The sequence below is a fragment of the Turicibacter sanguinis genome (genome assembly GCF_013046825.1).
GTDB classification, from domain to species: Bacteria; Bacillota_I; Bacilli_A; order MOL361; family Turicibacteraceae; genus Turicibacter; species Turicibacter sanguinis.
This window is the reverse complement of sequence record NZ_CP053187.1, coordinates 149552-174715: the sequence shown is the minus strand read 5'-3', so window position 1 is coordinate 174715 and position 25164 is coordinate 149552. Positions and strand designations below refer to the sequence as shown.

General features: G+C 33.9%; 20 protein-coding genes and 3 other annotated features. Of the genes, 18 read left to right on the top strand and 2 right to left on the bottom strand.

Annotated elements, in window-relative coordinates; genetic code table 11:
* Positions 1 to 352: 352 nt before the first annotated feature.
* Positions 353 to 1456 carry an LPXTG cell wall anchor domain-containing protein gene (locus tag HLK68_RS01040; protein WP_132942801.1) on the bottom strand — a complete coding sequence of 368 codons (1104 nt, stop codon included), beginning with the start codon at positions 1454 to 1456 and terminating at the stop codon, positions 353 to 355.
* A 257-nt stretch (positions 1457 to 1713) separates the two neighbouring features.
* Between HLK68_RS01040 and srtB the strand changes: the two genes are divergently transcribed.
* The 3 genes from srtB (at position 1714) to pepF (ending at position 5407) form a co-directional block, all read left to right on the top strand.
* On the top strand, positions 1714 to 2484 hold the full coding sequence (gene srtB, locus HLK68_RS01035; RefSeq protein WP_009606913.1) for a class B sortase: 771 nt from the start codon (positions 1714 to 1716) through the stop codon (positions 2482 to 2484).
* A 183-nt stretch (positions 2485 to 2667) separates the two neighbouring features.
* A complete protein-coding gene (locus tag HLK68_RS01030) occupies positions 2668 to 3192 on the top strand; it encodes an NUDIX hydrolase (RefSeq protein ID WP_006785450.1) in 525 nt (174 codons plus the stop codon).
* 415 nt (positions 3193 to 3607) lie between these two features.
* Positions 3608 to 5407, top strand: a complete 1800-nt coding sequence (pepF, locus tag HLK68_RS01025; RefSeq protein WP_132942800.1) for an oligoendopeptidase F — start codon at positions 3608 to 3610, stop codon at positions 5405 to 5407.
* A 43-nt stretch (positions 5408 to 5450) separates the two neighbouring features.
* On the opposite strand, the gene HLK68_RS01020 is transcribed toward pepF, so the two are convergent.
* Positions 5451 to 5921, bottom strand: coding sequence for a GNAT family N-acetyltransferase (locus HLK68_RS01020; RefSeq protein WP_055165635.1), 471 nt, complete (start codon positions 5919 to 5921; stop codon positions 5451 to 5453).
* Between the two features lie 245 nt (positions 5922 to 6166).
* On the opposite strand from HLK68_RS01020, the gene HLK68_RS01015 reads away from it, so the two are divergent.
* The 15 genes from HLK68_RS01015 to HLK68_RS00945 all read left to right on the top strand — a co-directional run bounded on the left by HLK68_RS01015 (position 6167) and on the right by HLK68_RS00945 (position 24932).
* Positions 6167 to 7597, top strand: coding sequence for a hypothetical protein (locus HLK68_RS01015; protein WP_055165632.1), 1431 nt, complete (start codon positions 6167 to 6169; stop codon positions 7595 to 7597).
* Between the two features lie 40 nt (positions 7598 to 7637).
* Entirely contained in the window at positions 7638 to 8471 is an 834-nt protein-coding gene (gene mutM, locus HLK68_RS01010; RefSeq protein WP_006785454.1) for a DNA-formamidopyrimidine glycosylase, read from the top strand.
* Between the two features lie 14 nt (positions 8472 to 8485).
* Positions 8486 to 9100 (top strand): dephospho-CoA kinase, encoded by a 615-nt coding sequence (coaE, locus tag HLK68_RS01005; protein WP_006785455.1) that lies wholly within the window; start codon positions 8486 to 8488, stop codon positions 9098 to 9100.
* 39 nt (positions 9101 to 9139) lie between these two features.
* A complete protein-coding gene (locus tag HLK68_RS01000) occupies positions 9140 to 9505 on the top strand; it encodes a hypothetical protein (protein ID WP_006785456.1) in 366 nt (121 codons plus the stop codon).
* 63 nt (positions 9506 to 9568) lie between these two features.
* Complete coding sequence (locus tag HLK68_RS00995; RefSeq protein WP_006785457.1) at positions 9569 to 10936, top strand: replication initiation and membrane attachment family protein; 1368 nt, start codon at positions 9569 to 9571, stop codon at positions 10934 to 10936.
* Positions 10937 to 10941: 5 nt separating this feature from the next.
* Positions 10942 to 11850: a primosomal protein DnaI gene (dnaI, locus tag HLK68_RS00990; RefSeq protein ID WP_006785458.1), complete on the top strand. Its 909-nt coding sequence runs from the start codon at positions 10942 to 10944 to the stop codon at positions 11848 to 11850.
* An 84-nt stretch (positions 11851 to 11934) separates the two neighbouring features.
* Positions 11935 to 12149 (top strand) — a binding site (T-box leader).
* Positions 12150 to 12225: 76 nt separating this feature from the next.
* Positions 12226 to 14163, top strand: a complete 1938-nt coding sequence (thrS, locus tag HLK68_RS00985) for a threonine--tRNA ligase (protein ID WP_132942799.1) — start codon at positions 12226 to 12228, stop codon at positions 14161 to 14163.
* 163 nt (positions 14164 to 14326) lie between these two features.
* A complete protein-coding gene (locus HLK68_RS00980; RefSeq protein ID WP_132942798.1) occupies positions 14327 to 15343 on the top strand; it encodes a hypothetical protein in 1017 nt (338 codons plus the stop codon).
* A gap of 43 nt (positions 15344 to 15386) precedes the next feature.
* Positions 15387 to 15511, top strand: a sequence feature (ribosomal protein L20 leader region).
* A gap of 25 nt (positions 15512 to 15536) precedes the next feature.
* Positions 15537 to 16073: a translation initiation factor IF-3 gene (gene infC / locus HLK68_RS00975; RefSeq protein WP_170837685.1), complete on the top strand. Its 537-nt coding sequence runs from the start codon at positions 15537 to 15539 to the stop codon at positions 16071 to 16073.
* A gap of 24 nt (positions 16074 to 16097) precedes the next feature.
* The gene (gene rpmI / locus HLK68_RS00970) at positions 16098 to 16295 is read left to right on the top strand and encodes a 50S ribosomal protein L35 (RefSeq protein WP_006785462.1); all 198 of its coding nucleotides are present in this window, start codon (positions 16098 to 16100) and stop codon (positions 16293 to 16295) included.
* Between the two features lie 41 nt (positions 16296 to 16336).
* Positions 16337 to 16696, top strand: coding sequence for a 50S ribosomal protein L20 (rplT, locus tag HLK68_RS00965; RefSeq protein ID WP_006785463.1), 360 nt, complete (start codon positions 16337 to 16339; stop codon positions 16694 to 16696).
* A 142-nt stretch (positions 16697 to 16838) separates the two neighbouring features.
* The gene (locus HLK68_RS00960; RefSeq protein WP_006785464.1) at positions 16839 to 17924 is read left to right on the top strand and encodes a M42 family metallopeptidase; all 1086 of its coding nucleotides are present in this window, start codon (positions 16839 to 16841) and stop codon (positions 17922 to 17924) included.
* Between the two features lie 454 nt (positions 17925 to 18378).
* Positions 18379 to 20352, top strand: a complete 1974-nt coding sequence (locus HLK68_RS00955) for a hypothetical protein (protein WP_006785465.1) — start codon at positions 18379 to 18381, stop codon at positions 20350 to 20352.
* The gene (locus HLK68_RS00950) at positions 20330 to 21313 is read left to right on the top strand and encodes a hypothetical protein (RefSeq protein ID WP_006785466.1); all 984 of its coding nucleotides are present in this window, start codon (positions 20330 to 20332) and stop codon (positions 21311 to 21313) included. The genes HLK68_RS00955 and HLK68_RS00950 overlap by 23 nt, the downstream gene beginning before the upstream one ends.
* A 491-nt stretch (positions 21314 to 21804) precedes the next feature.
* Positions 21805 to 22025, top strand: a binding site (T-box leader).
* Positions 22026 to 22295: 270 nt separating this feature from the next.
* Positions 22296 to 24932 (top strand): valine--tRNA ligase, encoded by a 2637-nt coding sequence (locus tag HLK68_RS00945; RefSeq protein ID WP_006785467.1) that lies wholly within the window; start codon positions 22296 to 22298, stop codon positions 24930 to 24932.
* The last annotated feature ends 232 nt before the right edge of the window (positions 24933 to 25164 follow it).

The window sequence follows — 25164 nt, the reverse complement described above, 5'->3', positions numbered from 1 at the left end:
CTTTTATGTTATTAAAAGAAAAAGGATATTTATAAGTGATGCTGACGTTAGAGAAATTTTCAGGATTAGATTCAACGGAAATTAATGATGTGAAAATATTTCAATAAATGTTAGGATAATACTCTTATTTAAAGAAGGGTTAGGTGTTTATATATCAAGATTAATACGTATTTCTAGGGGGGATCTATAATGGGAATCTGGAATATATAATGAAGCATGAGGTTCAATTATTTAGAGAGGTTTTTTATAGATGTGAAAGGAAATCATCTATTGAAGATAAAAGTAATATAAAGTAGGATCAATAAAAAGGCGAGAAGATGAAATCTTTTCTCGCCTTTTTTGATGAATATTATTATTTAGCTACTGTTTTTTTAGGTGTCGTTTTTTTGAAATATAATAGACCGATAGTAGAGATGAGGGCCATTCCAATCATAAGAGATAGATTAGTCTCATCTCCTGTATCAGGCATATCTGTTTCTGGAGTGATTGGTTTTTCTATTTTGATCACATTTCCTTGATCATCTAATTGATAGTCATATTTTTCTGATGCGATTAAGTTTCCTAAATCCATCCCTCGATCATCAAGTTTAACGGTTTTAAAGTTTAATTCAGAAGACTGATCGACTTGAATTTTTCCTGAATTTTTAAATCTGATGTCGCCTTCAACGGAATGGCTCAAATCAACGACAGAATTATTCTTAATATTTATGTTTGTTCCATCAACTGTTAAAGCACGTCCTAGGCTTTCGGTAATTGTAAGTTTGGAATGGTCGATGGTTAAATCTAGCCCTTCAGCGGTTGTATTGATCCCATTGCTTAACCCCTTCATGTTGACAGTAGAATCTTTTATATTGATTGTTCCATCTAAAAAGCCACGTGCAGTATTTTGAAAGTTTAAAGTAGAGTCAGTGATGTTAATTTTTCCATTTTTTCCGGCATTCGTTTTTATCACTCCTCCTGATAAACTTTTTTCATTTTTGGCATTTAAAACAGAATTGTTTTCGATATTTAAGGTACTGTCATTGTAGACATAAATTAAAGCATAGGGTGAAGTATAGTTACTTGCCTGTAGCGTTACTTGATTGAGTGTTAAGTTAGCACTGCTTCCATAATCACCTACTCCTAAGATACAATCTGCATGACCTTTGATTTTATCTAGAATCATTGTTCCATTTTTAAAGGTTACATTTGCGCCATTAGTCAAATAATTTGAATCTTTTGTGAGAGTTAAAGTATGGCCATTTAAATCAATCGTATAATTAGTTCCATTTATTTTTAATGCATCAGAAAGTGCCACATTATCACTTAAAGTAATGTCCCCTTGGGAATTACTTTTAGCTAAAAATTCTGAGCTTGTCATATTTCCCTCTACCGATCCATTTGCAAATACTATCATGGTCGACATCATGAACACTGTCAAGATAGTTAGAAAATTTGTTAATAAGTGTTTTTTCATTTTTTTACTTTTCTCCTTCTCTAATAGTTGTGATTTTATTGTGTTTTAAATAAATCTTATTTACTCAACTATATTTACCTACATACTAAAAGTTATTACTTTTTTTCGATAATTTTTAACATTGTTCATAAATAACTTCCTTAACAATCCTGTTATAAAATGCATAATGTAGTCATCATTCATTGATAATTTAATATATAGAATTCATAAAATGTCTATTATTTATAGTAAATGTAAAAGGAGGGGGGGGGATTGTTTTGAAAAAAAATATAAGGGTAGTTGTTAAGTTAATTCTGATTTGGATGTTATGCTTCTCTTCTTCTGCTATTTTAATTAAATTAACGGCGTACAAAAAAGCAGATAATGTATATGAAAATATTAGAGAAATGACTAAAGCGACGACAGATACGCCCCCTATTGAAGAGACTGAAGCTAATGAAGAGAATAAAGAAGTAGATCAGTCGATTGTAGATGATAAATATGATAAACTTTCTTCTATCAATTCGGACTATAGATTTTGGTTACACGTCGACAACACTAATATTGATTACCCGGTGGTTCAGAGTCAAGATAATCAATATTATCTAAAACATGATTTTAATAAAAATTATCTAGCTTCCGGTAGTATATTTATGGATTATCGAAATAAATTTGAAGAAGATCACAGTATTATTCTATATGGTCATGATATGAAAAATAAATCAATGTTTGGAGAAGTCGCTAATTTTAAAAAGGAAGATTTTTTTAATGAAAATAACCTGATTAGAGTTGAATATAAAGGGATGACCTATATTTATGAAGTTTTTTCGGCCTATGTAGCAGATTTTTATCATGGGGATTATCTGAAAATTCATTTTGAAGATGAAAAAGATAAACAAGCGTATCTAAACTATATAAAAGATCGATCGTTATATCAAAAACAGATTGAATTAAACGCGAATGATCAGATTATGACGCTGTATACTTGTAGTTATGAGTTTGAAAATGCTCGTACAATCGTTCATAGTAAATTAATATCTAAGGAATAAAGGATAGGGGTTATATTTTATCTAAAACGATATCGTTGTATTGAGAGAGATGAGATAAGATTGTGAGCAGCGAAGGTTATTTTTTAATGGAATAAAATCCCAATCTATATTATGATGAGCATATCTATCGAAGATTTATTATACAGTAGAGGGTCAAGAGACATTGGTTCTTAAAAGGAGATGGTGATTATAGAGATTTGGGATTTATATACGCAAGATAGAATTAAAACGGATAAAACGATGATCAGAGGTCAAAAAATCATTCCAGGACTTTATCGATTAGTCGTCCATGTCTGTATTTTTAATTCTCAAGGTGAAATGTTGATTCAACAAAGACAGCCTTTTAAAAGTGGTTGGTCAAATAGGTGGGATGTGACAGTTGGGGGCAGTGCTATTTCTGGTGATACGAGTCAATCAGCAGCAGAACGTGAAGTTTATGAAGAGATTGGATATCGGTTATCACTTGATGGGATTAGACCTGCTCTAACGATTAATTTTGATGATGGATTTGATGATTTTTATTTGATTCAACAAGATTTAGAAATTGATGCACTAAAACTGCAATACGAGGAAGTTCAGAGCGTTAAATGGGCGTCAAGGGATGAAATCTTAAAGATGATTCAGGAAGAAATTTTTATTCCGTATCAGCCATCGTTAATTGACTTACTATTTTTTATGAGAGATAAAAAAGGAGCTCATACGAGGTAAAGCATTGGTCATTAATGCTATCAAATTTTAAAAATCTATGATATCCATGCGATGACAGAAGCGGGATTATCAAAGGAGGGATTATTAAAAAAGTTAACCTATGATTGTTTAGGTAGGTTATAGAATGAAGTTTTTAGTCTCTGAACAATCTATCTCAAATATTCAACAATCTAAACCTTTTTCTTTGGATGTGTAATGATTTAAATTAGGTTACGGACGAGGAATTAATTTCACGTTTAGAGAAGCATGATATTTAAGAATTTAGAGGGTTATCCCCTCTTAGTAAAATGGATACTTGCTTCGATTCCCTGAGACAGTCACCGCATAAAAAAAATAACCGGATGATGAATTATCAGTGGTTAAATGTAGTAAAATGAAAGTATGATGAATTGATATTGATAAAAAGGAGACATTTATGAGTCAGACAATGGGTTTAAAATCACGAAATGAAATTGAAGAAGAATCGAAGTGGAAAATTGACAAAGTTTATGCAAGTACAGAGGCTTGGGAAAAAGACTTTCAAGCAGTAAAAGAAAAAGCGCCGAAATTAAAAGAATTCCAAGGACGTCTTGGAAATATCACTGATTTAAAGGAATACTTAAAGGTAGAAGAAGAGTTATCACGTGTATTAGAAAAATTATATGTGTTCGCGCATATGAAGAGTCATGAAGATACCTCAAACTCAGAGTTTCAAACATTAGTGAATAAAATCGATCCGTTTATGGCACAGTTTTCAAGTTACAATGCGTTCTTTACGCCGGAGATTTTATCACTTGAAGATGGAACAATTGAAAAGATGTTAGAAAGCGATGACGAATTAAATGTGTATGACACGTTCTTCAAAGTGTTATTAAAAGAAAAACCACATATCTTATCGAAGGAAATGGAAGAATTATTAGCATCAGCATCAGATTGCTTAGGGGCTTCTGAAAGTATTTATACGATGCTAACGAATGCGGATATGACGTTTGGAACGATTAAAGGTGAAAATGGTCAGGACATTGAATTAACAGAAGGAAACTATAGTTCATTAATCAAAAGTAAAGATCGTCGTGTCAGAGAAGAGGCGTTTAAATTATTATTTAGCACGTATAAAAAATATGAAAATACAATTGCAACAAGCTTAACAAGCTCATTAAAAACATTTATTTTCTATGCGAAAACAAGAAAATATGCGTCTTCATTAGAAGCTTCATTAAAACCAAATGATATTCCAGTTGAAGTTTATAAAAATGCGATTCAAACCATCAATAACAACTTAAAATCTCTTCACCGCTATGTTGGTTTAAAGAAAAAGTTATTAGGATTAGATGAAATTCATATGTACGATTTATATGTGTCTGTCATCGATATCCCAAAACAACATATCGAGTATAGCGATGCCATTGAAATGGTGAAAGAAGGATTAAAACCACTGGGTCAAGAATATTTAGACATCTTTGATGAAGGAATCAAAGACGGATGGGTTGACGTTTACGAAAATAAAGGTAAAAAAAGTGGGGCTTACTCATGGGGAAGCTATGATACGATGCCTTATGTGTTATTAAATTATAACTATGAGTTAAACGATGTTTCAACACTGGCTCATGAAATGGGACATTCCATCCATTCTTACTATACAAGAAAAGAACAACCATACGTTTACGGAAATTACACGTTATTCTGTGCGGAAGTGGCGTCTACAACGAATGAAATTCTTTTAATTAATGACTTAATTCATAAAGAGCAGGACAAAAATAAAAAATTATATCTCATTAATCAGGAGTTAGAGCAAATTAGAGCGACCGTGTACCGTCAATTAATGTTTGCAGAGTTTGAGTTAATCACGCATGAAACGTTAGAAAACGGTGGTTCATTAACGTCAGATGATTTAGATAATATTTGGTATGATTTAAATAAAAAATATTTCGGACCTGAGATGGTCGTGGATGATGAAATTAAAATTGAGTGGGCACGAATTCCACACTTCTATAGTGATTTCTATGTTTACCAATATGCTACAGGGTACGCAGCGGCATCGGCTTTCGCTAAATCGATTTTAGAAAATGGTGAAGTTGCTGTTGAGAAATATAAAGGATTCTTAAAAGCAGGTGGTTCTTTATATCCAATCGATACTCTAAAAAATGCAGGGGTTGACATGACGACCTCAATGCCATTAGAGGCAACGATTGAACGCTTCAATGAATTACTTGATATGTTAGAAGAATTAATCTAAAAAAAAGGAGAATGAAAACAGAAGTTTTCGTTCTCCTTTTTACTTATTTTAACGGCAATTCTAATCGTCTGTTTCTCGTACTCATGCCCATTTTTTCATAAAAAGCTATAGCTGGTTCATTAAACTCCCAAACCGTCAGTTGTAAAGAGGTAGCACCTTGTTCTTTGGCATATTCTTTTAAGTAATCAAAAAGTTGTGCACCATAGCCTTGATGTTGGTAAGAAAATGAGATACAAAAATCATCAATGTAGGCGATTGTTGATGGCTTCATGATGGTGAGTGAACGTGTTTTAAGGAAGTTGATGATACCGTATCCGATGAGGTTTTGATTAGAATTTTCGATGACGAAAAGATTTGAGGTTGGTTCTTCAAGTAACTGAAGAAAAGAATCGTATGAAAATGGTTGTTTTAGATCCAAATAGACATCTGGTCGATTTAGGACGTGAAGTTGATGAACTTCTGAAACTAGTTTTGAGATTTGATTGTAGTCATTTAAAGAAGCCTTGCGAATCATAAAATCCCCCCGTTTTTGATAGTAGATTTATTTTAATCTATTTTACTCATTTAGGGAAGCGTGATAGTTGATGATGGAGATATTTCTTTAGCGCCTTAAAATTGAGTTTCTTTTAGGCGTTAGAGGTTGTGAAAATCTTTTTTTAGTCAGCGTTTTTCTTTGTGAAAAATTCGAATAAATGATAGGTGATAGGCGCTTTCTGTGTTAAAATGGTAATAAAAGCAAGTTTCGTTGGGGTGGACGTTATGGGGGTATTAAAGCAGTTAAAAAATTATTGGTTCTTTTCATTAAAAATTGTTATTGTTATGGTTGTAGCATTGATTATATGGGGGGCCATGATTTATAATCGACATGTTATCCTGTATGAAAAACAGTTGAATATCTTAGTTAATTATATTTATGATGAAGTATCGCCAGATGATGTGACTTCGGTTTATCAGCGATTTATTAATTTAGATAGTGACTATGGACAACGAATTAAAAAGGATTTAGGAGATTCTTTGATTAGTCGTTATCAATATTATGCGAATTTATATATGCTTCGAAAAATTGAGTACGAAGAGTATTTGCAGTATGAGCAAATTATTGAACCGTTATTTTTCTCGAGTTCTAAAGTAATTGAAACAATTGATGAAGTATCGAAGTATTATCAATCACAAAGAGCTTATATTAAAGGTGTGAATTTGCAACAACAGGGATTCATTGAAGAGGCGATTGAAGCTTATGGTCAAGTGATGTTTAATGATCAGTCTTATTATGAATTGGCTAAAGGTAGAATCATGCAATGTGTTCAATTGATTAAAGAACAATATTTGACGGAAGCAAATGAATTTTATGAACAAAAAAATTATGTTGAGGCAATTAAACGATTGAATTATTTGATTGATAATGAAAATGACGAGGGTATCACGTCGCTAAGATGGTATTATCAATCGGAGTTTTATTTAGAGGTCATGAAGGAAATCGAGGAATTGATTGAGAATAATCAACTGGGATTTGTTATTAACTTTTTACAAGAGATTGAGCCGTATTTAGGAAGTAGTTATGAAGAGACACTTCATTTGAAGTTATCTGAAGTAACACTTCAGCGAGCTCAACGACGAGATAAGGCACTCGGTAAATATGCGGGGAAAATTCAAGTCTTAGTGAATACAGAAAGTAATCAGCAAGTGATTACCTATAATCAGCTGGCACTTCAATCATCGACCGCTTTTAATCCCGTTAACTTAGCCACTTATGCTTTTACAAATATAAAAAAAGGAACGGCTGAGGGTGTAGATAAGTCAATGGTTGAACAAAATATTAATGTGATGCCTTATATCGTGGCAAATAGTGATATTACAAGTGCGACGATGCCTGTTGTATTTGGATATTATGGTCAGACGATGAATGATTTTGATTTGATTGAGCTTCGTCAAAATGGAGAGGCAATCGTTTCGTTTGAAATGGATCCGTCTGAAAAGCGTCAAGTTTGGATTGAAGATGAAGTTACCGAATGGATTACGATTGAATTAAGTCAAGAGGAAGTCGAGCAGGTGCAACAATTGATTTTACAGACATCGGATTTAGAGATTGTTTTTAAAGGCAAATACTTAGATTATCAAGCACCGATTTCAACGCTTGAGCGTGACTTGTTAATCATGATGTTTGAGATTTACCAATCCATTGTGAAGTAAACAACATGAAAATGACATGAAAAAGGATGGACTAATTGCTATGCCAGAATTACCAGAAGTTGAAACAGTTAAAAATGTGTTAAATAGCCAGATTAAAGGCTTAAGAATAAAAGAGATTGAGTTACGATACGAACCGATGGTTAAAAATATGAGTGCAGATGTTTTTAAAGAAAAGCTAACGAATCAAGTGATAGAAGAGATTAGTCGTCGCGGGAAGTATTTAGTTTTTCATTTTCAAGATTATCAACTCCTTTCGCATCTTCGTATGGAAGGTAAGTACTTTTATGAGGCAGATGATTTTGAATTAAACAAGCATATTCATGCTATCTTTAAACTCGATAATGGACGTCAGTTACTTTATCAAGATACGCGTAAATTTGGGACGTTTCATTTATATGAAAAAGGTCAAGATTTAGAAGAAACCTCTGCTTTTAAAGTGCTTGGGGTGGAACCTTTTTCAGATGAGTTTACCCCAGCGTATGTTAAAGGAAAAATAAAAGGGAAAAAGAAACCGATTAAGTCATTATTACTAGATCAAAGTGTAGTTTGTGGACTGGGTAATATTTATGTAGATGAGGTGTTATTTAGGGCAAAGATTCATCCTTTAACCCCAAGCTATGAATTATCCGACAACGAGATTGAAAATGTGGTAAAATATACAGTAGAGGTGTTAGCAAAAGCCATCTCATTAGGTGGGACAACCATTCGAACCTTTACATCCACACATGGTGTATCAGGAACGTTTCAAGAAGAGTTGTTAGTTCATCAACGATTGGGTGAAGTGTGTAAAATCTGTGAAACCCCTATTGAGAAAATTAAGGTTGGTGGACGTGGAACTTACTTTTGTCCAACATGCCAAATAATTAAGTCTTAAGGGGGATTGTATCCATGTTAGTAGTTGGATTAACGGGTGGAATTTCATCAGGAAAAAGTACGGTCACTCAGTTGTTTTTAGACAAGGGTGTGACGGTTTTAGATGCTGATTTAATTGTCAGACAGATGCAACAACCAAATACGGTACTTCTAAAAAGATTAGCAGATGTATTTGGACAGGATATTATTTTAGCGGATGGGAACCTAGACCGCGGGGGGCTAGGGCGTTTAATTTTTCAAGATAAGGCTGCAAAAGCAAAATTAGATGAAATTATGAAACCCTTAATCCGTGAAAAGTTAGTAGAAGGGATTGAACTCGCGAAAAAAGCTAATGAATCGATGGTGGTTCTCGATATGCCACTTTTATATGAGTTTGAGTTTGAATCACTGACGGATGTGACGATTGTCGTTTATGTCAGTCAGGAAACGCAAATTAAACGACTGATGGCAAGAGACCAAATCGAGGAGGCCTATGCGCTCGCCAAGATTAATTCTCAGATGTCACTGGATAAAAAACGTGATCTTGCGAACTTCGTTTTAGTTAACGAAGGTAAAGTCAGTGAGTTACGAACTCAGTTTGAGACACTGTATCATCAGTTATGCTGCTGTCTTAAACATAGTCATAATTAATATAGTGGAAAAGTATAGGAATTAAGGGAGGAACTAGAAATGGGATTTATGGACTTATTTAAAACACACTACGAATCAGGTGAAAAAACGACGGATGAGGCGTTAATGACTCATTACTATAAAGCAAAGTATCAACCAACGAAAGCAGCGATTATTGAGGTTGCTAAATCATTAAACTTTGAGGTAAAATTTGAAGATGATGATCGTCAAGAATTAATGCTTAAGCGTAAAGATGCTGAAGTGATTGTGACGATTGTTAAAATTACGCCGATTGAATCAGCGGTTGATTTTACGATTAATACGCCTGGTCTCATTACATTTGGAAAAGGTAAAAAACTGATTCAAGAATTCTATAAAGAATTAGATAAAAAAATTATGTTTAAAGGATTAGCTTTAAACCGATAATAGATTGATTAATCCCTATTTTTAATAGGGATTTAACATTTTAAAAGAAGGAGTGTTTGAATAATGGGAGTATCTCTTAAACCGAATACAACATTCGACTTAAGTCCCATTCAAATGATGACTTCGGAAGAAATACAAGTTTTGACGTTGCTGTATCAACCCATTATTGGTCCGCAAGCCGTGAGTTTATTTACGACTTTAAATACGTTAGCACTAAAAAAACAGGAACAATCTTTAACGCATCATTTGTTATTACAGTTACTCAATACGAATATTGAGGAGTTTTTAGAGTGGCGTTATAAATTAGAAGCCGTTGGATTAGTTTCTGTGTATATCACCGAAGAATCTCATCATATAACGTATGTTTTAAAAAGACCGATGAAAGCTCGTGCCTTTTTTAGCGATGGAATTATTAATGTCTTTTTAAATTTAAAAGTTGGGAATGTAGATTATCAAGCATTAAAGCAATTTTTTATTGAAGATGCTTTTAAAGCAGAAGGAAAAAATGTCTCAAAACCATTTAATGAAGTATTTGATACGACGGTGTTACTTCGTAACTCTCAAACCCTACAAGCTAGTCCACTGCCGGTTAGTGAGATGAAGCGTGAGGGAGTAGAGCTAGAGAAAGCCTTTAATGAAGAGTTACTATTTGCTTTACTCAAGCAGTTTGGACTCGATGATCAAATTTTATCGGATAAACTTCTCGATCAAATTAATAAGATTGCCTTTTTATATAAATTAGATGAAAGTGAATTAGCTCGTCTTATTTTTGATGCTTTAGATAGTGATGGCTTCGTCAACTTAGAGGTATTTAGAAAACAAGCGAAACAATATTTTCAATTTCTAAATAAAGGAAAGCCAATCGAGGTGGTGGAAGTTTCGCAGGTTAATCAAGAGACCATGATTAGTGAAGCGAATGCGGCAAGTGCAAAGGAAAAACAATTATTGATTCATCTGTCACAACATCCACTTAGTTTCTTGAAGTTTAAGCAACATCAAAAAGAACCTGTTCCAGCCGATCGTCAATTAGTTGAGTGGTTAGTGGTGGATCAACAAATGCCATCCGGTGTTGTGAATGTGTTGATTGATTATGTGTTAAATATTTCAGATGGGCGATTGCCAAAGCAATTGGTTGAAAAAATTGCGGGTGAATGGCAGCGTAAAGAGATTGATAATACTGAAAAAGCAATTGCTCAAGTTAAGTCAACGCTTAAAGCGAAGCAAAAACGTGAAAATGAAAAAACGATGCCAGCAGCAAGTAAACCATCTTATCAAAAATCAGCGAGAGTAGTTCGTCAAGAGCAAGTTCCTGATTGGCTGAAAGCACCGCAAACGCAAGAATCGAATAAAAAAACATTGAGTGAAGAAGATTTACAAAAGATTGAACGCATGAAACAATTACAGAGTCAGATTCTAAATGGGAAAGGGTGAATTAGATGAAACGATTAGGTGATTTAATACCGAAAACGTTTGGAGCTGAGCAGGCATATCAAGAGTTATTAAATGAACCAGAGATTGCACAGGCATTAAAATGTCATGAGTCTGAGGTGGATATGTCACGTCTGTCGAGCTTTATATCCGATTTAGATGAGTATTCACGAAATAAATCCAAATGTGAGGGTTGTCTAGGATTAGATTATTGTAAGCAACCCGTTAAAGGACATCGACCAGAACTTGAACCAAGGTATAAGCAACTTAAGATTGCATATACGCCTTGTCATTATGAGTTAAATCAAAAACATTTAGCGAATATTAAAAGTTTTCATATGCCGGGTGATATTGTAAATGCGAATTTTGAACGATTTATCATGGATCCTGAGCGTGTCGAGTTTTATGAAAAAGCAACTTTATTTATTAATGAATACATGACAAATAAAAAAGGTCGCGGTCTTTATTTATATGGGCCTTTTGGCACAGGGAAAACATATATGTTAAGCGCCATTGCAAATATCTTATCTCAACGTGGAATTGTTTGTGGCTTAGTTTACTTTCCTGAATTGGTTGCTGAAATTAAATCAGGATTTAATAGTGACAATAATAGTGGATATGATAAAATTGAACAATTAAAGCAAATCGATGTCTTGATGCTAGATGATATTGGAAGTGAATCGATGACGAGCTGGATGCGGGATGAAGTGCTTGGCCGTATTTTAAATTATCGAATGCATCAGGGGCTTCCAACTTTTTTCACTTCGAACTTGGATTATGAACAATTACGTCATCATTATTCTTATACTCAAAAAGGAGAAGTTGAGGAAATTAAGGGGGCACGTATTTTAGAACGTATCAAAGCTTTAAGTGTTCCTGTCGCTATTACTGGAACAAATTATCGTCAAAATCGCTAAAATTCTTATCACTTTTTGCTTGATTTCAAAAAAATCATACATTATAATATGATTCATACATATACTAATGAGTAGACTGATATATCAAAGGTTTTGATAAGGATATGATTTATTCATACGACTTTCTAGAGAGGGAATCCATGGCTGAAAGATTTCTAAGTACGATGTTTGAATTACTCCCTTTGAACTGGACTTGAAAAAGTTTCCCGCTGACTGCGTTAACGTTAAATTGAGTTGCTAACGAAGAGTCTTTTCTTTGTTGGAAATAGGATGGTACCGCGATTATAATCGTTCCTAATTAAATTTTAGGAGCGATTTTTTTTATACTCAAAAATTTCGCTCCGAGGTAAACGAAAAATAAAAGGAGGAAATACCATGATTAACATTACTTTCCCAGATGGGAATGTGAAACAATTTGAAAATGGAGTTACTGCAGATGCGATTGCGCACTCTATTTCACCAGGATTACGTAAAAAATGTGTGGCTGCTAAAATTAACGGACATTTATATGATTTAAGTCGTCCAATTGAAGCAGATGCAAAAATTGAATTAATTACAAATGATCGTCCAGAAGCGTGGGAAATTATTAACCATTCGGCTGCTCACTTAATGGCTGCCGCTATTAAACGTCTTTATCCAGATGCAAAATTTGGAGTAGGACCTGCGATTGAAGATGGATTCTATTATGATATTGATACAGAATCAAAAATTTCAGAAGCTGATTTACCAGCTATTGAAAAAATGATGCAAAAAATTTCTTCAGAAGCTTTACCGATTATTCGTCAAGAATTAAGCCGTGAAGAAGCAAAAGAATTATTTGCAGCTGATGAATATAAATTAGAATTAATTGATGCGATTAAAGAAGGTGAAATCATCACAACTTATTCAGAAGGTGATTTTACAGATCTTTGTAGCGGAGTACATGTTCCAAATACAAAAGATGTTAAGTTCTTTAAATTATTAAGTGTAGCAGGAGCTTACTGGCGAGGAGATAGCGACAATAAAATGTTAACTCGTATTTACGGGGCAGCTGCTTTATCTAAAGATGCTTTAGCTGATCACTTACGTATTTTAGAAGAGCGTAAGGAACGTGATCATAAAAAATTAGGACGTGAATTAGAATTATTCACATTCAGTCCATTAGTAGGTCAAGGATTACCAATCTGGTTACCAAATGGTATGAAAGTTCGTCAACAAATCGAACGATATATTACTGAATTAGAAGAAGATTACGGATACCAACACGTAGCAACTCCAGTTATGGGATCTGTTGATTTATATCGTACTTCAGGACACTGGGCACATTATCAAGAAGATATGTTCGTTCCAATGGAAATGGATAATGAAGAATTAGTATTACGTCCGATGTCTTGTCCTCACCATATGATGGTATATAAAACAAAATTACGTTCATACCGTGATTTACCAATTCGTTATGCAGAGCAAGTTATTCAACACCGTTTTGAAGCCTCAGGTGCTTTAACTGGTCTTGAGCGTGTACGTGCGATGACTTTAACAGATTCTCATCTTTTTGTTCGTCCAGATCAAATTAAAGAAGAGTTCTCTCGTTGTTTAGAATTAATTCACCGTGTGATTAAAGACTTCGGAGTTGAAATTAACTACTATCGTTTATCGCTTCGTGATCCAGAAAACAAAGAAAAATATTTCGATGATGATCAAATGTGGGAAAATGCAGAGTCAATGTTACGCGAGACATTAATCGAAAATAATATTCCATTCATTGAAGCTGAAGGAGAAGCGGCCTTCTATGGTCCTAAATTAGATATCCAAATCAAAACAGCTTTAGGACATGATATTACAATGTCAACTATTCAATTAGACTTCTTATTACCAGAACGTTTCGATTTAACTTATGTATCTGAAACTGGTGAAAAAGTACGTCCAGTTGTTATGCACCGTGGTTTAATCGGAACATATGAGCGTTTCATGGCTTATTTAATTGAAACTTACAAAGGAGCATTCCCACTATGGTTAGCTCCAACACAAGTAACAGTGATTCCAGTTAATAATCAATATCATTTAGAGTACGCAAAAGAAGTTGCTAAAGAATTACGTAAATACCGTGTTCGTTTAGAAATCGATGAGCGTGAAGAAAAAATGGGTTATAAAATCCGTGAATCACAAACTAAGAAAATCCCAATGTCTATTGTATTAGGGGATAAAGAAGTTGCTAATAATGAAGTCACATTCCGCCGTTTCGGTGAGCAAAAAACTCAGACTTTACCATTAAAAGAATTCGTTCATTTCTTAGTTGAAGAAATTGCAGAGCGTAAAAACTATAAACCTGAATAATAAGTCAAAATGAGAAGCTTGTAGCTTCTCATTTTTTTATAGATTTTTGGAATTTTATGAATAGAATGATAGAGAATTACAATAATGAATTTAGTTGATGATTGTGTTTTTATCAGTTAAAAGGAAAGAATAAGTAGGTATTGTAAAGTAGGGAGTGATAAAAATGATTGAAACTATGGTCGTGTTAAGACAGTCGAGTGTAGATGTAATAGCCCTTCTTGTTTTTTTAATCGCTGCTTATCTGGGTTATAAAGATACGTTTCGTTTCAGTTTTCTTCAACTTATTTTGCAACTGATTTCAATGATAGCGACTTATTTTATTTCTATTTTTTTAACTAATAAAGCGATTCAGACGATTCCAGAAAATGCGAATATAGGATTAATGATTCCTGATGAGTTATTTTATTTAGTGCAACCTCACGAAGAAATGATTATTCCACTTATTATGTTTGTTATTATTTATATATTTATATTTATTATTATAAAGAGCATTCTATATGTATTCGGAAGAAACTATGAATGGGAAAGGTATTTATTCAGAAAAATTAAGTTAAATTCAACGTTTGGAAGGATTCTAAGTTCTGGGTGTACCATTTTAAATACGTATACGTATTTAATCATTGTTTTAATGATTGTTGGATTTCCTTTGTTTAATTTAGTAGGCCCCCATACATTCTCCTCTTTTTTATTAAAAACAGTTCCTTTTATTTCAAAGGATATTGAAGAGTTTTATGCCCCCTATGAAACACTTACTCAGGTATTACAAACTTACAAAGAAGAGGCACATCTCATTTTTGATGGGACGACAGTTAATCTTAAAGTGATGGAAGAAATGATTCAAAAAGACCCAAGTCGTAAAAATTCGTTGCAAGATGCCTATGAATATTTAATCCCGTATATTGCAACAACTTCTGGTTATTTAGCTAATTTTTCAAATAATAAGATTGGAATTAATGAAATGAAAGAATATTTAGCAAATACTCAGGAATATCTGAACAATCAAACCATAACACTGGAAATTTTTAATTCTTACTATGAAGAGTTGATTAAAAACAAAACTTATGATAGACTAGTTAAAGATGAGGTCATTAATGATGATGCTTTAACCGCATTGGTTGAGAGTGGATTCCTAAATGATACAAATCTTAAAAAAATTAAAGAATATATAGCGCTTGATTGACATATACTAATCAAGGTGTTATAATTAATAAATGTGAATATCATGTGGAAAGAAGAAGTACCCACTTCTCACCTGATTGGCTTAAGTCGATAGGTTTAAAAGTCGCATAGTTTTTTTTAACTGTGATTTTAAACGTGGGCGCTTGAATGCCTACGTTTTTCTTTTTTTCCATGAATGTTCTATAAAATTGGAGGTGCTCATCATTAGCAAGAAGAATGTAAAAAACGAGAGCTTAGTCAACGAGGATATCCGCGCTAAGGAGATGTTAGTCATTGGTCCTAACCGCGAACAACTTGGTTTAATGCAACGCAAAGATGCTTTACGTGCTGCTTCTGAACAAAATTTAGATTTAGTATGTGTAGCACCACAAGCTAATCCGATTGTTTGTCGTATTATGGATTACGGTAAATACCGTTACGAACAACAAAGACATGCTCGCGAAGCGAGAAAAAACCAAGTGGTTGTAAGTCTTAAAGAAGTTCGTTTAAGTCCTAACATTGATCAGCATGATTTTAATACTAAATTAAAAAATGCTCAAAAATTCCTTAGTAAAGGTGATAAAGTTAAAGTTAGCGTACGTTTCAAAGGGCGTGAAATTGCTCATACAGAATTCGGTCGCAATGTTTTAACTCGCTTTGCTGAAGGGTGTGCTGAAATCGCAGACCTTGAATCAAATCCAAAACTTGACGGACGTTCAATGTTTCTCGTTTTAGCACCAAAGAAAAAGTAGAAAAGATAAAGGAGGAACTCTACCATGCCAAAAATGAAATCTCATCGTGGAGCTGCTAAACGCTTTAAACGTACAGGATCAGGAAAATTAAAACGTTCTCACGCTTATACAAGCCACTTAGCTCACAATAAAACAACTAAACAAAAGAAACACTTAGCTAAAGCTGCTGTTGTTTCAAATAGCGATTACAAACGTATCAAAGATATGTTATATAGCTTATAATCATTTAAATATTTTTTGTACTACAAAAGGAGGAACTCAATATGCCACGTGTAAAAGGTGGAGTTGTATCACGTAAACGTCGTAAACGCGTTTTAAAATTAGCAAAAGGTTACTTTGGATCAAAACACACATTATATAAAACTGCAAATGAACAAGTAATGAAATCATTACAATATTCATACCGTGACCGTCGTCAGAAAAAACGTGATTTCCGTAAATTATGGATCACTCGTATCAACGCTGCTGCTCGTATGAATGGATTATCATACAGCAAATTAATGCACGGATTAAAATTAGCTGGAATCGAAGTTAACCGTAAAATGTTAGCTGATTTAGCTGTAGCTGATGCTGCTGCATTCACAGCTTTAGCAGAAACTGCAAAAGCTGCAATGAATAAATAATTTTTTATAAACTTCAAACACTACCTTAAGGTAGTGTTTTTTTGATATTTTTAAAGAAAATATTTTTAAAATTATTTTCATCAATGAGATAAAATGATATGATACTACTTATAGAAAATTATGGATAATAGGAGGAAACATAATGACTAAGTTAGATCAAACTCTAACGTTCTTAAAAGAAATTACAGATGCAAATGCTGTACCGGGTCAAGAACGTCAAGCACGTGAAGTGATGAAAAAATATATTGGTGACTCAGCAGATAAAATTTATCAAGATAATATCGGATCATTAATTGCTGAAAAAGTAGGGGAAAAAGATGGACCGAAAATCTTGATTGCAGGTCATATGGATGAAGTTGGATTTATGGTTCAACGTATTGATGATAATGGATTTATTAAATTCGTGACACTAGGTGGATGGTGGGGACAAGTGATGCTTGCACAACAAGTCACTATCACAACAAATAGTGGGAAAACGTATCATGGGGTTATTGGGTCAACACCACCTCATATTTTGACACCTGAGGCACGTCAAAAACCGGTTGATATTAAAGAAATGTATATTGACCTAGGTGTTGAGAGTAAAGAAGAGGTAGAAAAGCTTGGTATTCGACCAGGTGATATGATTACTCCTTATATTGAGTTCCGTACGATGGCGAATGATAAATACTTATTAGCTAAGGCATGGGATAATCGTATCGGTTGTGCCGTAGCTGTTGAAGTGTTAAATAATTTAAAAGGTGAATCTCATCCAAACATCGTCTACGGTGTGGGAACAGTTCAAGAAGAAGTTGGATGCCGTGGAGCAGTGACAACAAGCCAAATGATTAACCCATCCATCGTTTTCGCTTTAGATGTAGGACTAGCTGGAGATGTGCCAGGGGTTACGAATCAAATCCAAGCAAAAATGGGGAAAGGGCCAATCATTACTTTAATTGATGGTGGATTAGTTGGTCATAAAGGATTACGTGATTTTGTTGTGAGCGTAGCGGATGAATTAAATATTCCATATCAATTTGATATTACGCCAGGAGGAGCAACTGATGCAGCCAAAATGCATTTAGCACATGATGGGGCCCCTGCGATGTCAGTTGGAATTGCATCACGTTATATTCACTCACATACTTCAATGATTCATCGTGATGATTATGAAAATACAGTTAAATTAATGACAGAAGTTGTTCGTCGTTTAGATCAGGAAACTGTCAACAAAATTACATTTGAATAAAAAAAAGACTATCTCTAAAGTGAGATAGTCTTTTTTAATGAAGTTTTAACATAAAAAAAGAGTCTATTTAAAAAAAGTTTAAACAGACTCTTTTCTAAGAAAGTTTGAGGTCCATTCTACCTCAAAAAAAGGGTAATTATAAAACATTGGAATGGAAAGAGAATAATATACTGATACGGCATGATGGGGTAAACCGTATCAATTAGGGTAGTGTTATGCTATCCAATTTCTTGGATGAAGTAATTATATCATAATTTATGGTAAAAAAAATAGTCGAAATAACAAAAAAATGTAGAAAAATGGTAAAGAACATTTCGGTTTAAAATGTTTGTTAAGCGATAAAAGATTCTATGTTTAAAAAAATGATGAAGTCTTAGTCATCCTCGCAAGTTTTTACATATTTTAAAGACTTAGGAATATAATGAAATGACAAAGAAAAATAGGAGGGTAAAAAATGAGTTATTCATTTAATTGGGATTGTACACTACCAATCAAAAACATAGAAGATATTGTATCGATTAATATTGTACCTGAGACAAACGTTTATGATGAAGGGGATTATTTATCACTTCGCGGGCAAGTGTGTATTGATGGAGAATATGTTTCATCGACTAAAGAGCAATTTTTATTTAATGAGTGTATTCCTTTAGATATCACGCTACCTAATAACGATCGTACGACGAATATTAAAATTGATGTAGAGAATTTTGATTATACGATTGAAGATGGAAATAGGTTATGTTTAAATATTAGATTATGCATTGCAGGATATAATTTAGATAGTACACCAACATTAATTGAACCTGATGAAGAGGATGAAGGGCAGGAACAACCGCCTGTTATTTTTACTAAGGAAGCTATTTTTTCTCCTAAATCAGTTGCGTCGAATGATGATGAGGATCTTGACTATTTAGATTTTGATGACGTTGCGATGCCATCTCACCAGGAAGCGGTGGAATTAGTTGATGAGGAACCAGTTAAAAAAGATGCTGCACTTCCTAAACCATTTTTATCAGAGGTGGCTCGAAAAGAAATAGCAGTTAACCAAGTTCAAAATGATGGAGAGGAAGAAGGAGAAACAGAAATCTTTACTGAATCAAATGATGAATTTGTTCCTGTGGTTGGGGGGGATGTTGAGGCAGTTGCACCGATTGAGGAAGTAGGAGAAGAGCCAGATTTAGTAATTGAAGGTGAGGTAGTGGAGGAGCTAGAACCAGTGATTGAAGCCGAGGTAGTAGAAGAGCTAGAACCAGCGATTGGAGTAGAGGTGGTGGAAGACCGAGATCCAGTGATTGAAGTAGAGGTAGTAGAAGAGTTAGAGCCAGTGGTTGAAGCAGAAGTAGTAGAAGAGTTAGAGCCAGTGGTTGAAGCAGAAGTAGTAGAAGAGTTAGAGCCAGTGGTTGAAGCCGAGGTAGTAGAAGAGTTAGAGCCAGTGATTGAAGCAGAAGTAGTAGAAGAGCTAGAGCCAGTGGTTGAACAATTATCTGATTCAGGTGCATTTGTTGAGCAGGCATCTCGAAAAGAAACATTAACAGATAAAATTAAGCAAATTTTAAATAAAGAACCGGTTGTTGTAGAAAAAAAATCAGAACCTGTTCCAACTACTCCTGCTACTGAGGTGGTTGAAGAAGTCGTACCGGTTAAAGAGGAAGTCGTTAAAGAAGTTGAGGAAATTCAAGTACCCGTTGAACAAAAAGTTGTTGAGCAAGTGGCTACGATTGAGCAAACGATTCAACAACCAATCTCACAATCAACAGGATGGGAAGAAGTTATTTCAGAACAAACGATGCCGACTAAATATCATCCAGTGATGCCAATTCCAGTGGTGCAAGAAGAAGTGACAGAACCAAAAGAAATGATAGAAGAGGAAGAAATTTTACCGTATCCATTAAAACAAAATATTAAAGAAGTAACTTTTGAAGAGCCTGTTGTGAAAGAAAAGTCTAACTTGTTTGATATGTTATATGGATTAGATCAAGAGGAGGAAGTGGCGACGGTGGAAAGTCAAGAAACTGTATCTGAAACGCCAGTTTCGACATCAATTCAAACTGTCTCACAACCTGTTATTCAAAAAGTTCAAGTAACACAACAAATGACACAACCAGTTCAAGTAACACAACAAATAACACAACCGGTTCAAGTGGAACAATCATTAGTTGCTGTACAACCTGTTGAAGAAGAGGTAAAGGAAAGTAAGGTAGCCGTCAATATGTCATCATCAAGTGATGATTCGATTGCAAGTCAATTCTCAGATGGGGAAAGTATTATTAAAATCGTGTTTGTTCAAGAGGAAGAAACAACCATTGATGATATTTGTACAAAATATAATGTAACCCAAGATCATATTTATAATTGTGCAAATGTTCAGTCTCCTCTTTGTCCAGGCGATCATGTGATGATAAATTATGGACAATTTAGAAGAAATTAAAATTTTAATTGAAACAAATTATAATCTGAGTGTTGAAAAGGTTTCAAACATTACCTCTAAATCTTTGAAAGTTTCGACAGCACAACACGAATATGTTTTAAAGCTAGCAGAGGGTAATGATGAATTTATTATGAAGCAATTATTTGCTTATAAGTCATTACCTAAAAATATTTTACCCATTTATAGAACGAGAGATCGACAACATTTAGTTCCTTGTCGAGGTCAATTTTTTTATCTGACAGATTATGTTCAAATTATTGCTGTTCCACTTGAAAAGCAGTTATACTATTATGTTGAATTGTTAAATGACTTGCATGAGAAAACGCGTTTAATGACGGATATAAGCGATGAAGAAATTTCTAAAATTTATAATAAAGAGTATAAACGACTTGAGACGAGTTATTCGAAGTTACAAAAAATTATGGAGGCGTGCGAACTTAAGAAGGATCGCTCGCCTTATGAGTGGTATTTTATGATGGTTTATCCGATGATTTATCGGATGTTACAGCAGGCTCATGAGGAGTTGAAAAAGTTTTACGATTTATTAAAAAGGGATCATAAGATGCCGATTAGTTTAATTCACGGTGATGTGAATGTGGCTAATGTTTTAATAAGCGAAAAGGATACATATCTGATTAATTTTGAAAAAAGCCTGTTTTCTTTATCTTCATTGGATATGTATTATTTGGTTGAGGTTTATTATCAGGTTCCTGGAATGAAATCAATTATTTTAGATTATGTTAAAAATGAAAAAGCCGCAATTTTGCGGCACTATTTTTTCTTTAAATCATTATTAGTTGACTTATCAGAGCTCGGTGAGTCTTTACAAGACCACTCGTTGATTAATATTGCAGTATTAAATGAAACATTAGCTCCTCATTTATTAGCTTTTCAAGTTTATAATGAGTTTAACACACCCACCACAACAACGCCAACAAGCCCCCAAGGATCATCAACATGACAAAGTCAAACTGTGAAAAAGAAAAAATGATGAGGAATAATTGATAAAAAAATAAAAGACAAATAATTGATTTTAAAGAGCTTAGATAAGCTCGCCATCCACCTCTTCTTGGATTATTTTTTGGATACATCATATCCACCCCCTTAATATAGTTTATGCATGAGATAAGGGATATAATATATAAGCCCTGATTAATTTTCTACAGAAAGAAAATTTTATCTCATTATCTAGTAATGAAGGGCGGCTTTTCGAGGGGAGAGAATGTGTATTCAGACTTGATAATCGAGCATTTGAATAACCAAGACTGACTTTCACGATCTAGGTTATTAATCATTATATATAAAACATCTAGCAAATTTTTAAGTTAGATGTTTTTTTGTTCCATTCACTTAATATCTTTTATAAGGTATTAGAATTAATTTGAAATTCTTATTCAGCTATTGAATAAATTTGTTTGATGTTGTAGAATACTAACATATATAGCATGATAGGTAATAACCGTGACCAGGAGGAGTAAAAGTATTTTTACATTTTAGAGAGGAGTTCATGTGCTGAAAGAACTCTATGTGAAGACTTTGAAGGTAGCCTGCGAGTTGAGTTTCTGAATAGAGAAGTTAGTAAGAAATTCCGTTTGCTGCGTTAAAGCATAAGTGGTAAGTATAAACTTACAATTAAGGTGGTACCGCGGAATTTTAAGCATTTCGTCCTTTTATAGGACGGAGTGCTTTTTTTGTTAGTCGAGCTTGTCGGTTTACTGATACGGACTTAGTTTAACTATGTTAGATGTTCTTCTTAAATGAATTAAGAGCTAGAACGTCTATACGCCTGTGGTGGATATCACTAATTCGATGTCGTCTATCAATTGTTTGGTCTTGAGATGAAAGAATAAAATTTCAAGATGTACATGCACACTTTTGCTAGCTTATTTTCTGATGATTAAACGGGACCTTATCGTGAATTTGAATTGAAGGAGGGCATTAAAATGACTAAGAACTTAGCACCTAAGTATAATCATTTAGATGTTGAACAAGGTAAATATGCGTTCTGGTATGAACAAGATTGTTTTAAAGCAGAACCACAATCAAATAAACCAAAATATACAATCGTTATTCCGCCACCAAACGTGACAGGAAAATTACACTTAGGACATGCTTGGGATACATCGTTACAAGATATCATTATTCGTATGAAACGTATGCAAGGTTATGATGCTTTATGGTTACCAGGAATGGATCATGCTGGAATTGCAACTCAAGCAAAAGTTGATGCACGTTTAAAAGAACAAGGATTATCTCGTTACGATATTGGACGTGAAGCATTTTTAGAAAAAGCGTGGGAATGGAAAGAAGAATATGCAGGCTTTATCCGTCAGCAATGGGAAAAAATGGGGTTATCATTAGATTATTCTCGTGAACGTTTCACATTAGATGAAGGATTATCAAAAGCAGTTCGCCGTGTATTCGTTCAATTATACGAAAAAGGATTAATTTATCGCGGTGAACGCATTATTAACTGGGATCCAGCAGCTCGTACAGCTTTATCTGATATCGAGGTTATTCATAAAGAAATCGAAGGAGCTTTCTATCATTTCAAATACATGATTGAAGGAACAGATGAATTCTTAGAAGTTGCAACAACTCGTCCTGAAACAATGTTTGGAGACGTTGCCGTTGCGGTTCACCCTGAAGACGAACGTTATAAACATTTACTTGGTAAAAATGTTCTGATTCCAGGAAATGCTAAACCAATCCCAGTCATTGCTGATGAATATGTTGAAATGGATTTTGGAACAGGGGCTGTTAAAATTACGCCAGCTCATGACCCTAACGATTTTGAAGTTGGAAATCGTCATAACTTAGCTCGTCCAATCTGTATGAACTTAGATGGTTCAATGAATGAATTAGCAGGTAAATATAATGGAATGGATCGTGCAGATGCACGTAAACAATTAGTGGCTGATTTAGAAGCAGCGGGATTAGTTGTTAAAATTGAAAAACATGTTCATGCAGTTGGGCACTCTGAGCGTACAGATGCAGTCGTTGAACCTTATTTATCAACACAATGGTTCGTTAAAATGGAAGAATTAGCTGCTCGTTCAGTTACAAATCAAGGAACTGATAATAAAGTAAACTTCGTTCCAGAGCGTTTTGAAAATACATTCTTACGTTGGATGGAAAACATTCATGATTGGTGTATTTCACGCCAATTATGGTGGGGACATCAAATTCCAGCTTGGTATCATAAAGAAACTGGAGAAATGTATGTCGGAGAAGAGGCCCCAGCAGATATTGAAAACTGGAACCAAGATGAAGACGTATTAGATACATGGTTCTCGTCTGCTTTATGGCCATTTACAACTTTAGGTTGGCCAGATGTTGAATGTGAGGACTTTAAAGCTTACTTCCCAACAGATACATTAGTAACAGGATATGATATTATCTTCTTCTGGGTATCTCGTATGATTTTCCAAAGTTTAGAGTTTACAGATGAGCGTCCATTTAAAAATGTCTTAATCCATGGATTAGTACGTGATGCTGAAGGACGTAAGATGAGTAAATCATTAGGTAATGGGGTTGACCCAATGGATGTTATTGAGAAATACGGGGCAGATAGCTTACGTTACTTCTTAACAACAAATTCAGCACCAGGTCAAGATTTACGTTATATTGAAGAAAAAGTAGAGTCTACATGGAATTTCATTAATAAAATTTGGAATGCTTCTCGTTTCGTCATCATGAATTTGGAAGGGATGACAGTAGAAGATGTATGTTTACAGGCTGCTACATTAAACGTTGCAGATAAATGGATTTTAGGTCGTTTAAATGAAACAATTGAAGCAATCAACTATAATGCAGATAAATTTGAATTTGGTGAGGTAGGACGTCACTTATACAACTTTATCTGGGAAGATTTCTGTAACTGGTATATTGAAATGGCTAAGTTACCATTACAAGGTGAAGACGAAGAAGCAAAACGTTCAACTCGTATGGTTTTAACTTATGTATTAGAATCTATCGTGAAATTATTACATCCATTTATGCCATTCGTAACAGAAGAAATTTATCAAATGATTACACGTGAAAATACGGCATGTGCAGTAGCAGCATGGCCAGTTGTTAAACCAGAATTCAATGATGCGAAAACAATGGCTGATTTCACATTATTAATGGATATTATCCGTTCAGTTCGTAACATCCGTGCTGAAGTAGATGCGCCAATGAGCAAAAAAATCCGTATTTTTATCAACGCTAAATCAGAAGAGGCATTAGTCAACTTAACAGCAAACCAAGCTTACTTAGCTCGTTTCTGTAATCCAAGTGAATTAGTGATTGAAAAAGATTTAACAGTATCAGAAGAAACAATGACAGCTGTTGTAACAGGAGCTGATATCTTCTTACCAACTGAAGGATTAATTGATGTAAGTGCAGAAATTAATCGTTTAACAGCCGAACTTAAAAAATTAGAAGGTGAAGTTAAACGTGGAGAATCTAAGCTTGCAAATGAAAAATTCGTTTCAAAAGCACCTGCTCACTTAGTTGAAGAAGAACGTAATAAATTAGCTGATTACAAAGAAAAATTTGAAACGGTTAAAGAACGTTTAGCACAACTTCAAAAATAATTATTTTTAAACTGCCTTAGTTTTAGGGCAGTTTTTTTTATCGACTAAGATGATGAATTTTGTAAGTAATTATATTTTTTAGTAAATGTGACAAAAAATACAAGTTATGAGGGACGGTTTTTTCTTTCAAAAACGAATATTAGTTGGTAGAATTATGATAGTATTACAAAAAATATGATATCAAATGATGCTTAAATCAAAAGAGAGTTATAAATTTAGATAAAATGGGAAA

What these genes read in the sequence shown, in the direction of transcription:
- mutM (WP_006785454.1), top strand. Translation starts at nt 7,638, where the DNA reads ATGCCAGAATTACCAGAAGTTGAAACAGTTAAAAATGTGTTAAATAGC.
- HLK68_RS01000 (WP_006785456.1), top strand. Translation starts at nt 9,140, where the DNA reads ATGGGATTTATGGACTTATTTAAAACACACTACGAATCAGGTGAAAAA.
- rpmI (WP_006785462.1), top strand. Translation starts at nt 16,098, where the DNA reads ATGCCAAAAATGAAATCTCATCGTGGAGCTGCTAAACGCTTTAAACGT.
- HLK68_RS01020 (WP_055165635.1), bottom strand. Translation starts at nt 5,921, where the DNA reads ATGATTCGCAAGGCTTCTTTAAATGACTACAATCAAATCTCAAAACTA.
- HLK68_RS00950 (WP_006785466.1), top strand. Translation starts at nt 20,330, where the DNA reads ATGGACAATTTAGAAGAAATTAAAATTTTAATTGAAACAAATTATAAT.
- thrS (WP_132942799.1), top strand. Translation starts at nt 12,226, where the DNA reads ATGATTAACATTACTTTCCCAGATGGGAATGTGAAACAATTTGAAAAT.
- HLK68_RS00995 (WP_006785457.1), top strand. Translation starts at nt 9,569, where the DNA reads ATGGGAGTATCTCTTAAACCGAATACAACATTCGACTTAAGTCCCATT.
- HLK68_RS00980 (WP_132942798.1), top strand. Translation starts at nt 14,327, where the DNA reads ATGATTGAAACTATGGTCGTGTTAAGACAGTCGAGTGTAGATGTAATA.
- HLK68_RS01040 (WP_132942801.1), bottom strand. Translation starts at nt 1,456, where the DNA reads ATGAAAAAACACTTATTAACAAATTTTCTAACTATCTTGACAGTGTTC.
- HLK68_RS01015 (WP_055165632.1), top strand. Translation starts at nt 6,167, where the DNA reads ATGGGGGTATTAAAGCAGTTAAAAAATTATTGGTTCTTTTCATTAAAA.
- rplT (WP_006785463.1), top strand. Translation starts at nt 16,337, where the DNA reads ATGCCACGTGTAAAAGGTGGAGTTGTATCACGTAAACGTCGTAAACGC.
- pepF (WP_132942800.1), top strand. Translation starts at nt 3,608, where the DNA reads ATGAGTCAGACAATGGGTTTAAAATCACGAAATGAAATTGAAGAAGAA.
- HLK68_RS00955 (WP_006785465.1), top strand. Translation starts at nt 18,379, where the DNA reads ATGAGTTATTCATTTAATTGGGATTGTACACTACCAATCAAAAACATA.
- coaE (WP_006785455.1), top strand. Translation starts at nt 8,486, where the DNA reads ATGTTAGTAGTTGGATTAACGGGTGGAATTTCATCAGGAAAAAGTACG.
- dnaI (WP_006785458.1), top strand. Translation starts at nt 10,942, where the DNA reads ATGAAACGATTAGGTGATTTAATACCGAAAACGTTTGGAGCTGAGCAG.
- HLK68_RS00960 (WP_006785464.1), top strand. Translation starts at nt 16,839, where the DNA reads ATGACTAAGTTAGATCAAACTCTAACGTTCTTAAAAGAAATTACAGAT.
- HLK68_RS00945 (WP_006785467.1), top strand. Translation starts at nt 22,296, where the DNA reads ATGACTAAGAACTTAGCACCTAAGTATAATCATTTAGATGTTGAACAA.